Annotated in this window: 7 protein-coding genes and 3 pseudogenes; 4 read left to right on the forward strand and 6 right to left on the reverse strand. The window is 43.5% G+C overall.

Features of this window, described 5'->3' with window-relative positions:
• Window positions 1–999: 999 nt before the first annotated feature.
• Window positions 1,000–1,308, reverse strand: a complete 309-nt coding sequence (locus tag FDX14_RS25785) for a hypothetical protein (protein ID WP_502704212.1) — start codon at window positions 1,306–1,308, stop codon at window positions 1,000–1,002.
• On the opposite strand from FDX14_RS25785, the gene FDX14_RS20525 reads away from it, so the two are divergent.
• Window positions 1,292–2,044: a RepB family plasmid replication initiator protein gene (locus tag FDX14_RS20525; RefSeq protein ID WP_502704213.1), complete on the forward strand. Its 753-nt coding sequence runs from the start codon at window positions 1,292–1,294 to the stop codon at window positions 2,042–2,044. The two genes, FDX14_RS25785 and FDX14_RS20525, sit on opposite strands and share 17 nt — an antisense overlap.
• Window positions 2,045–2,368: 324 nt before the next feature.
• On the opposite strand, the gene FDX14_RS20530 is transcribed toward FDX14_RS20525, so the two are convergent.
• The 4 genes and pseudogenes from FDX14_RS20530 to FDX14_RS20550 all read right to left on the reverse strand — a co-directional run bounded on the left by FDX14_RS20530 (window position 2,369) and on the right by FDX14_RS20550 (window position 4,777).
• Window positions 2,369–3,109: a tyrosine-type recombinase/integrase gene (locus FDX14_RS20530; RefSeq protein WP_001066960.1), complete on the reverse strand. Its 741-nt coding sequence runs from the start codon at window positions 3,107–3,109 to the stop codon at window positions 2,369–2,371.
• Window positions 3,110–3,472: 363 nt separating this feature from the next.
• Window positions 3,473–3,769: a type II toxin-antitoxin system RelE/ParE family toxin gene (locus FDX14_RS20540; RefSeq protein ID WP_137350143.1), complete on the reverse strand. Its 297-nt coding sequence runs from the start codon at window positions 3,767–3,769 to the stop codon at window positions 3,473–3,475.
• Window positions 3,756–4,022: a type II toxin-antitoxin system ParD family antitoxin gene (locus tag FDX14_RS20545; protein ID WP_023228568.1), complete on the reverse strand. Its 267-nt coding sequence runs from the start codon at window positions 4,020–4,022 to the stop codon at window positions 3,756–3,758. Before FDX14_RS20545 ends, FDX14_RS20540 begins: the two co-directional genes overlap by 14 nt.
• 489 nt (window positions 4,023–4,511) lie before the next feature.
• Window positions 4,512–4,777, reverse strand: a pseudogene (locus tag FDX14_RS20550) (type II toxin-antitoxin system ParD family antitoxin).
• A gap of 715 nt (window positions 4,778–5,492) precedes the next feature.
• On the opposite strand from FDX14_RS20550, the gene FDX14_RS20555 reads away from it, so the two are divergent.
• Both FDX14_RS20555 and FDX14_RS20560 read left to right on the forward strand, forming a co-directional pair.
• Window positions 5,493–6,971 (forward strand): sensor domain-containing diguanylate cyclase, encoded by a 1,479-nt coding sequence (locus FDX14_RS20555; RefSeq protein ID WP_252182545.1) that lies wholly within the window; start codon window positions 5,493–5,495, stop codon window positions 6,969–6,971.
• A 583-nt stretch (window positions 6,972–7,554) separates the two neighbouring features.
• Window positions 7,555–8,181, forward strand: coding sequence for an EAL domain-containing protein (locus FDX14_RS20560; protein ID WP_137350144.1), 627 nt, complete (start codon window positions 7,555–7,557; stop codon window positions 8,179–8,181).
• 247 nt (window positions 8,182–8,428) lie between these two features.
• Here FDX14_RS20560 and FDX14_RS20565 read toward each other — a convergent pair.
• A pseudogene (locus tag FDX14_RS20565) lies at window positions 8,429–8,720 on the reverse strand (Tn3 family transposase); the annotation flags it as partial.
• Window positions 8,721–8,948: 228 nt separating this feature from the next.
• Here FDX14_RS20565 and FDX14_RS20570 point away from each other — a divergent pair.
• Window positions 8,949–9,880, forward strand: a pseudogene (locus tag FDX14_RS20570) (IS110 family RNA-guided transposase).
• Window positions 9,881–10,449: the final 569 nt, after the last annotated feature.

Consider the following 10,449-nt stretch of genomic DNA (forward strand, 5'->3'; position numbering starts at 1 on the left):
GTTGTCTGGTGATTCAGGGGGCCAGTCTACACTGGCAGCCAGTCTCTGTTCTGATGAATGCACGCGATTTATGCCATCTCGCTTTTTTTACTTTGCCTATGCAGGCCATCTTTTGGTCACCATTATCATAGGAACCTGATGGACAGTCTGTTTTTCAGTAAAATTGCGAGGATTAAAGTCATTCCGTACGATGAATAGTCATCAGATTCACTATTATTATTAATGCTAATATATGCGCTTTATAAGCTCAATTGTCGCCAGCGTTTCAGACCAGTGCAGTTCGGCCTCGCGACGATATCTTGCAGCTATTTTTTTACGGAGTCCGGGCTGCTGTAGTCATTGCGATGACGCCGCTCCTTTTCATCGAATACCTCTATAATCAGCCCCTGACTACCCGTTCTTCCGAATAGTGCTTTGCACAACCTTTTAACGACCAACGTTGCTAAGTTCGGATCCTGATCCGTGCGCAACGGCGGAGAATATGTGTAGTGAGAGGAATAGCATTAAGATGCAGGATCCGTTAAATGACATAGCGCTCGCCGCAAGCCGGTGACCGGGCTAACGCCCGCGAGGAAGCGCAACAGTTCCGGAGCTTATGTGGGCAGGTACGCCGAGTTGCCTGGTCCGAAAGAAGATCATGTGGGAAAAAGCGGAATTACCCTTTTGCTCAGCAGGTTATCCACATATACAGTCATTCGATCCAGTAATAAGATCCTTAACATGATCCCTATAAGATCCAAAGAAGATCCCGACTGCTCTGAAAGCCACGTCATCACTGGGCCAGGAGCATGATCACATAAGCTGTAGCATGCTAAACATAAGCTGTAACTGGTAAGCAATAAACTGTATTATGCAGAAGATATGCTGTAATGAGCCCGTGATATAAACTACAGTGAGTATATCCTCTGTAACAGCATCAGGGTTGTGTATAAACTGAAGCCAGTCGTGTAGCGACTTACAGGCTGTCACGTAAAAACACTGCCTGCTTTTATTCTTCAACTATCCACCGATCGGAGGCGCTCTGGAAAAGGACAATCTGGACATCAGAAAACTGTTTGAAGAGGTGGATAAATCCTCCGGTGAAGTCGTAAATCTGACACCTAATGCCAGCAATACAGTGCAGCCTGTGGCACTGATGCGGCTTGGGGTGTTTGTTCCTACGCTCAAATCACTGAAAAACAGTAAAAAGAACACGCTTTCGCGTACTGATGCGACGGAAGAACTGACGCGTCTGTCTCTCGCCAGAGCCGAAGGTTTTGATAAGGTGGAGATCACCGGTCCCCGCCTGGATATGGATAATGACTTCAAGACCTGGGTAGGGGTGATCCATTCCTTTGCCCGGCATAAGGTTATCGGCGATAAGGTTGAACTGCCGTTTGTCGAGTTCGCCAAACTCTGCGGGATCCCTTCCAGTCAGTCATCCCGCAAGCTTCGGGAGCGCATCAGCCCCTCGCTAAAACGTATCGCGGGTACTGTGATCTCATTTTCGCGCACGACCGAAAATCACACCAAAGAGTACATCACGCACCTGGTGCAGTCGGCCTACTATGATACGGAGAAGGATATTGTCCAGTTGCAGGCCGATCCGCGCCTGTTTGAACTGTATCAGTTTGACCGGAAAGTGCTGCTGCAGCTCAAGGCCATCAATGCCCTGAAGCGCCGGGAGTCCGCCCAGGCCCTTTATACCTTTATAGAGAGTCTGCCGCGGGATCCGGCGCCCATATCGCTGGCGCGTCTGCGGGCCCGTCTGAACCTGAAATCCCCTGTGTTCTCTCAGAACCAGACGGTGAGGCGTGCCATGGAGCAGCTCCGGGAGATTGGCTATCTGGATTACACTGAGATCCAACGGGGACGCACCAAACTCTTCTGTATTCACTACCGTAGGCCCAAGTTAAAGCCACCGCATGATGAGAGTGCTGAGAACCCGCAGTTGCCTGTCACACAGGCAGGGGAGGTCAGCCCGGAGATGACTGAAAAGCTGGCGCTTTTAGAAAAACTTGGCATCACGCTCGATGACCTGGAAAAACTCTTCAAATCCCGCTGAACATAAGCTGTAGTGAGTAACATCTCTCTGTTTACTTGCTACAGCTTATATTACTGCCTCTGGTGAGTGTCCTGCTCACTACAGCTTATATAAGCGGTGATGAGTGCGGCTCATGCCTGAGGCCCGTGCTTCCTGACTCACAAACCTCCACCATTGTATTTTTTGTCGTTACCACAACCCTGCGTAGTCATTGTTCCAGCTTCCACAAATCACAATCTGCTCACTCCAGCTTATGTTGCCTTCTACAGCTTATTTCACTCACTACAGCTTATCCCAGGGGAAATTACTCACCACAGCTTATATAAACTGTGGTGAGTGACGTTGTCACTTAAGTGGGGGGAGTGTGCGGAGGATTTGCGCGGCATCATACCCGTCACCGGTGAACGGCACGGCCAGCGTGGCCGCCATATCCAGAGCAAACACTCTGGTATAAACCTCCATCGAGCGTGGATCCTTATGCCCGGCCAGGGCCTGGATGACTTTCTTCGGCTGCCTGTGATAAAGCATGTGCATGATATAGCTGTGCCGGAACGTGTGGGGCGTCACCGGAATCGAAAAGTGCACCCCGTCAGCTTCGGCCCGCTTCACGGCCTGCTTCAGCCAGTTCCGCATGGTTTCATCTGTGACGGCCCACAGCGGTTCACGCCGGCGCGGGCGGGTGGTGACCATCCAGCTCTCCATCTGCCTGACATAGCTTATATCGGTCAGCGGAACCAGACGGACCTCATCTTTCGGCGGGCGCCCGCGTCGTGCGCGGACCTTTTCAGACAGTACCCGCACAAAGGGTCGCAGACCATCGAGATCAAATGACTCGGGCGTCAGGGTTCTGGCTTCCCCGATACGGATGCCGGTGTTCCACATGGTGGCGAACAGCATGTGATGACGCTGGTCGGGCATATAGTAGAGGAGGGCACTCACTTCCGGTGCCAGCAGGTAGGCCGGGGTGGCCCCGGTGGAGGTGGCCATGCGTCGTAATGCCACGGCGGTCGCAAAATCAACGCCCGGGGCTATTGGTAATAACGAAACGCGTTCTGGTGAATTCTGCAGGGGAATGACGTTGTTCATCAGTTATTTTTCACGTAGCGCACGCACTGTTTATGGATACAGGTATTCTGCACCTGACCGGCCGATCCTGCCATGACAATAAATCGCAGCGCGCGGATCCTTTTATTGTCTTATCCCGCATTATTGCGGGTAAAACCAAATGCGTAAAGGATCCTTTTCCTGCTCAGAACCACGCTGAAGCCAGGCAGGGCAAGGGTTGCAGGAGGTATAACGGTTTTTGGGAGAATTGGGGTAATGCCAGGACAAACAGGATCGAACCAAAAAGGGAAGAGAGCAGAGAAGGAGAGGATGCGCTACGTGAATTCTGACCTGGTACAACTCCTGTAACCCTGCCAGTTTTCACGTAGCGCAATATGTCAGGAGTTACTGCCAGTTGAGATGACGACCAGCATCCTGATGCTGGCTTAATATACGGATAATAATAATATCGGTATCAGTTTGCAGAAAATAAATGATATGCCGTTCGAAAGGTAAGGCATTGATATATTCACCCAGTTCAGGTCTTGGAGTGCCTATACTGTTCTCACCCAGTATCCGGAAAATATCCGATATATGATTGATATATTTATCAGCCTGCATCTCACCGAAATGGTGATAACCGTAGAACCAGATATCTTCCAGATCCTGGCTGGCTTTCGGCGTGAGTTTAACGGTTTTCACCGACAGCCCTCGTACCAGCTTTGACTTTTTTCAGGAAAGCGTCCTTTTCCCATTCGACTGGTTCACCGCTACTCAGGCCTTCTGCCAGTAAATCCCGCAGGGCCTGGAGACGTGACTCTGCCTGTTTCTCACGCAGGAGACGAAGTGACTCGCGGATTACTTCACTCTGTGTACGATAATCACCTGATTCTATGAGAGATTCTATGAACTCCCGGAGTTCATCTCCGAGATCCACTGTCATTGTTCTGGCCATATTCAAGCCTCACGGTTGTAAGTTTAAATCTTACAATCAGTTTATACGATACTCAAAGATGCGTCCAGTACTTAACATTTGGGAGAAATAGGGAAATGCCAGGACAAACAGGAGCGAACCAAAAATGGAAGGGAGCAGAGAAGGAGAGGGTGCGCTACGTGAATTCTGACCTGGTACCCCCCTGTAACCCTGCCAGTTTTCACGCAGCGCAATCTGACTGTTTGCTACTGCCAGTTAAGATGGCAATCGGCATCTTAACTGGCTTAATATACAGAGACATCAGTCTACAGGAAATAAATCACATGCTGTTCAACAGCCTGTGCATGGGTATGTCTCCCGGTTCAGGCTCGGGGGGCCCAAGATTATTTTCAATTATAACCTGAAAAATATCGAATATCTGATTAATATATTTGTCAGCCTGCTCCTCACTAAAATAGTGGTATCCGTAATGCCAGATATCTTTCAGGTACTGACTGGCTTCGGGGGGCTTTAATTGTTTTCACCGCTTACCCTCGTGCCTGCTTTGGCTTTTTTGAGAAACGCATCTTTTTCGCACTCAACAAGTTCACTGCTATTCAGACTTTTTGCCAGTAAATTCCGTAGTGCCTGAGACGCGGCCCTGCCTGTTTGTCGCGCAGGAGGCGAATTGACTCGCGGATTACTTCATTTTGTGTACGATAATCCCCTGATTCTATGAGGGATTCTATAAATTCCCGGAGTTCATTACCGAAACCCTCTGTCATTGTTCTGGCCATCTTCTGGCGCCAGGTGTGTAAGAAATATTCTTAAATTAAGTAATGTGTATTAGACAGTACGAAGAACGTCCAGCATTTTGATTTGGAAGAATTGGAAGAATTGGAAGAATTGGAAGAATTGGAAAGAATTGGGGAGAATGTAAGGATATACAGGATCGAAACGAAAAGGGAATGGAGGAAAGCAGAGATTGAGAGGGCGCTATGTGAATTCTGGCCGGGTACATAACCGTTTCTTCTGTGTAGACGATAGTGGTGAGTATTGTGCGTAAAGTACAACTTCAGTTCAGTGCCAGCAACAAATACTCACCAGCAGTAAAATTTTAGCTGTCGGTCGCCTAAAAAATGAGTAATCATCTTTTGGCGAACTCTGGTATCAATGAGACAGCGGTCAAATAACATTATTGAATGCGTTGGGGTTAAACTGGAAATTATAAACAATGCCATGCCGGGACTCGAATCCATTTAGATGGCTTGCATCGCATTGACGGAATGCGCGTTACACAAAAGCGCGCAGCATCGTTTTATTTTTGTACTCCTCTGGACATGAGGAGTCTGGTAAGGCTAGTATCTGAAATATAGGGACTTTAGCTACATTGTCATCAGATTTTCAACAGTGCCGGAAAAGAGGGATATCTGAAGTAAGCTTTTACAAGTTCAGAACGATACGTGCAAAGAGTTACCCGTGATTAGGTATAAAAAAGCAGAAGATAAGACTATGTTAAAAATGAATGAAAGTAAAATAAATATCAATCGAATTCACTTTCTATATGAGGCCCTGGCCAAAAAGCGTGTGTCTCCTGAAAACACCTATCATGCCATTCTTAATGAAGGTTTAAAAGCCTTTAATCTGTCACTGGGTATTATTAGTAAGATAGAAGGTGATCGTTACTCTCTGCTTGCAGTTTCACCTACGGGAGAAAACATTTCAGCTGGTATGGTTTTTGATTTAAAAGATACCTATTGCCATCGAGTAGTTAGCGAAAGAAAAATAATAAGTGTTGAACATGCAGGAGAATATAAGTATTTTAATACTCACCCCGTCTATATCAGTATGCGGCTTGAAAGCTATATTTCATCACCAATATGGGTGAAAGATATTTTATGGGGAACACTTAATTTCTCTTCTACTGAGATTAGAACAATACCGTTCACGGAAGACGACTATGAATTTATTAGTTTAATGGCTGAGAGTATCGGATCGTTGATCGAAATGAACTTATTAGTCAGCGAAAATGAAAATATTATTTCATCGTTACGTAAAAACAATGAAATTCTTGAAGGTATATTTAAAAATTCAACCATAGGAATGGCTCTGGTCGATCCTTCTGGTTTATGGATGAAAGTTAATAAGTCACTGACCAATATGCTTGGGTATACCGAAGATTATTTGCTTTCCATTAACTTCCAAAATATCACTCATCCTGAAGATTTATGTACAGATTTAAAACAGTTAGAGGCTCTTTCCCGTGGGGAAATTCCTTTCTATCAGTTGGAAAAACGATACTTAACAGCATCAGGTCATTATATTTGGATTCTTCTTAGTGTATCTCTCGTGCGTGAAGATAACGGAGATGTCAAATATTACATTGCTCAGATTCAAAGTATAGACGAGAGAAAACGTATGGAGGTAGAACTCAAAAAACAAAAAGAAGAGCTATATAAAGTTAATATTATTCTGGAGCGCATGGCCACAGAAGACAGTCTGACAGAGATTGCCAATCGCCGAAAATTTATGCTTTGGTTTGAAAGTGAAATAACGAGATTAGAACACCATCCTGCTCCTGTATCAATTGCTATTGCTGATATCGATTTTTTTAAATCGTATAATGATGACTATGGTCATCAGGAAGGTGATTTCGCCCTGAAGAGTATAGCATGGGAACTCAAAAAAAATCTGCGAATCCAGGATAAAATCGCGCGGTTTGGTGGAGAGGAGTTTATAATACTTTTCCCAGAAACAGATGAGAAAAGCTGTTTTCTAACCTGTGAGAAATTACGCAAAAGCGTAGAAAATATGACCACACTTAGACGGAAAGTTACAATAAGTATTGGCGCCGTGGCATGCTACCCTAAAGATGGACTGGTTGTTAAGTTTGATGATTTATTTAAAATAGCCGACTCAAAGCTTTATGAGGCTAAAAGGTCTGGACGAAATCAGGTCAAAGTTGTTAACTTAGAGAACCTTCAGAATTGATATGTTTTAATTCATTCTCAGATAATTGTTTCACAGAAATCTAATTTAAGGCCAAATCATTGCAAACATCAGATACTGTTGGAAACAGTGGTTTTAATTGAGAAATATACATCATTAATTAAATTTTCACTAATCTGCTGGAAATGGAATATCCAGGCTGGACAGGTGTTGTTAGCCGTGAAGTTGTTTGTTTGAATTTTTTAAAAGCATACAGGTTTTTATTTATCATCATTGACTATTAAATTCCTGTAGTGGTAGTAAGAGCAATTTCACGGCCCCCCCCGTTTAAACTCGAAAAATTTCTTTTAATCAAAAAAAGTAGCACAATACTTTGATAAGAAATACTTTTACTTGTCCTTAGATACTTTCTGTGCTGCTGCTTTTTAAAGTAAGTGTTTATTGAATTATTCAGTAGACATGTTACAACCCGTTCTTCTATGAATGTACCTTAACTTACATAAACTTTTTTATCAGTTTATTCAATAAAATAACACTTTAGTAGTATAACATTTTATCTGTTTTTTTATAAAAATGTACTTGAGGCAAAATTTTGGGGATAACAATCTTGATAAAGATAAATGGTATGAATTTCGATTTTAAATTAGAACCTGTAGTTAATGTTTTTAATCAGAAAGTTAAAGGATATGAAATACTTTCAAGTCCACATGACTTATCAATCAATCCTGAAAGTTATTTCAATTCTCTATCGGATGAAGTGTTAGGTATGATTTTCTACGAGCAGTTGTCATTCTTTTGTATGGCATGTTATCGGCACCCTGCTCTGGAAAAAAATTTATTTATAAATGTTCCATTGAATATACTGATAAAGGATAATTTTATTCCATCTGTTAACAAATACCTTCATTTAATAAGGTTAAATATCGAGATTCAATACGATTATGATATATTGAGATCGCAATTATTGCATAGGGTTAGACAATCATTACCATATATTGTAAATATATGGGTTGATGATGTTGACTTTAAAACTGAAAAGAAAACCATACCTTTGCATGGTGTAGGGTTAAAAATAGACAAACACTCCTTCTGGAAGGTGTATGAGGAACGACTGGAAATGAATGAATTGTCTTCCTTCTGCCCTGGCTGTTTGATTGTTGAAGGAGTAGAGACTGTTTCACATCTCGAATACCTGAGGGGTAATAATATCACCCTCGTACAGGGTTATTATTGGCCTTCAAGAAAACTTTAATAAAATGACATTCGGAAATTATTCTCCAGTCGTCGAGTATTTCGTATGTAATATATGTCCATCAATATGAAATTCCTACAGTAATTTTCGGTATAGTGTTACTGACGGTTTGTTTTATAACCTTGCAGAATAAAGTGTCCTGGTACCGCCAGCATGATAGGCAGGTTTGGGTAAAGTAAATAATTTTGCGTGATCTTTTCAACTCCAACAAGCATAGCCTATATGGGCTCCGTTTAGGTAAAAGAAATTATTGTATGTTAAGGTTGTTTTTGTACTGACTGACATCAACTGGTCGAAAAGGACGATACTTCCCTTCAGCCGTTTTTGTTGGTTCGCCAGATATACTCTCCCGTCAGATTAATGTGTTCCCGGCCCAGCGGAGACAGGTGTGACAGCAATTGATTATTGATTGGTAGCTTCAACTGATTAATGGCGTTTTCTATATACACGGTATTACACAATGTGATCGTGGCTGTGATAAGCGTTAGGCTACTGGCGCGGTAACTCTGGTTTTCAAAACTTCGATCCCTAATTATGCCAGATGATGCATGAATACCAGATAATGGCATAGACTTCTTATCTGTTTCCGCTGGAGTGGGAACAGATCATAACTGAGGAGGTGGTGATAACGTCTGGAGTTCCAATATTTAATCGAGGGTTGAGAGATGAATTTTTAGTCTTAGCGAATGGAAGCGGCTACCCCTGATTATGTGCCCGATTAATTCTTGTGCAATTATGGACTATACATCGCCCCGGAGGAATTCGTTATAACTATCACGACTGTCGGTATCGTTCTTGCTAAAAATATGTTTGCTGTTCATGGTGTTGATCAAAATAGTAGAATTATTCTGATTAAGCCTAAAGTATCGCATGGTGCACTTCCTGAGTTGATTGCAAGTTTGCCTCCCTGTGTTATCGGGATGGAAGCATGCTCCGGAGCTCGCTGCTGGACAAGATTGTTTCGGCAGGATGGTCATGAGCCGCATCTGATGGCTGCTAACTTAGTATCGCCTTATCGTATGGCCGGCAAATCAGGAAAAAATGATGCAAATAATGCTCAGGCAATCCGTGAAGCTGTTCGTCGTCCGCATATGCGGTTCGTACCAGTGAAAGACGAAAGCCAACAGGCGATGCAGTGTTTACATCGTATCTGACAGGGCTTTATAGAAGAGAAAACAGTAAGATACAATCGTCTGCGAGGATTATTATCTGAATTGGGTGTAATTGTGCCACAAAGTACAGATGTCCTGTGCCATATGGTTTCTGAAAGAATCATTCTTTACCCCTTCAGGTTCAGCAATGTGTTGACGACCTGCTGGAACACATTGATCGTATTGAATCTAATATCGTTGTATATGACCGAATTGTTTCCCGTATGGCAAAAGCTGATCACAACAGCTAACTCATGATGGAGTTGAATGGGTTGGTCCAACAACCGCCTGTACGTTGGGCGCCAGTATCGGTAATGCACATAATTTTAAGAATGTGCGTCAACTGGCAGAATGGCTGGAACTGACACCATCGAAATACAGCCGCGGCGGAAAATCAAAGTTTGACAGAATAACGAAAGCCGGAGATTCGTATCAGCGAACACAGAGGATACTGGCGAGCTGTTGTTGCCATCGCTGCGAAAAATGTAAGGCTGTGCTGGGCATCATTGCATTTAGGTGATGATTTCAGGCTGTATTCCGCCAGCTGAAGCACGAAGCAGCAATATAATCATGTGACCTGTACCTCATTGAAGATAAAGGGTTAGAACCTCTAAATGTCTATCCAACTATTGTACAGGCTATACATAGCCGCTTAACGAACAAGAATCTCACGCGCGTCTTTCATCAGGGGCCAAATCAAAAACGATTCATCATGGGCGTTTATAGTATAGCAGTCTCTCCCCCTTTATTTTCACTGAAGAACAGACAGAAACCTTGAATACCTGTGCTGACATGCCGGGGAAGCCCTTATAGTACAATGCTTTCTGTTTCCCAAACTGCGCCTGATATAGTCGAACAACACTTAATATTGTGCTACTGAGAGTATCTGTCGCAGGCACGATACAGAATTTGTCCTTACGTGTGCCGGAAAATACAAACGTTGGGAAGCGTTTCGGATAAGAGTTGTTTTTAGCTAATATTTATCTAAAAACAATAAGTTATCAGAATATCTGATAATGCGGCAGTGCATATGTTTCTGTGTCACGGAGTTTTCTGTACAGTAGTTTTTTTGTGATGAGTGCGAACATATTAGACTGGCCCCCTGAATCACCAGACA

Source organism: Citrobacter sp. wls710, assembly GCF_005281115.1.
Classification (GTDB): Bacteria; Pseudomonadota; Gammaproteobacteria; order Enterobacterales; family Enterobacteriaceae; genus Citrobacter; species Citrobacter werkmanii.

Bases quoted from the DNA above. Each gene is read 5' to 3' on its own strand.
- FDX14_RS20545 (WP_023228568.1), bottom strand. From the start codon at position 4,022: ATGGCCAGAACAATGACAGTGGATCTCGGAGATGAACTCCGGGAGTTC.
- FDX14_RS20530 (WP_001066960.1), bottom strand. From the start codon at position 3,109: ATGAACAACGTCATTCCCCTGCAGAATTCACCAGAACGCGTTTCGTTA.
- FDX14_RS20555 (WP_252182545.1), top strand. From the start codon at position 5,493: ATGTTAAAAATGAATGAAAGTAAAATAAATATCAATCGAATTCACTTT.
- FDX14_RS20560 (WP_137350144.1), top strand. From the start codon at position 7,555: ATGAATTTCGATTTTAAATTAGAACCTGTAGTTAATGTTTTTAATCAG.
- FDX14_RS20525 (WP_502704213.1), top strand. From the start codon at position 1,292: ATGGATAATGACTTCAAGACCTGGGTAGGGGTGATCCATTCCTTTGCC.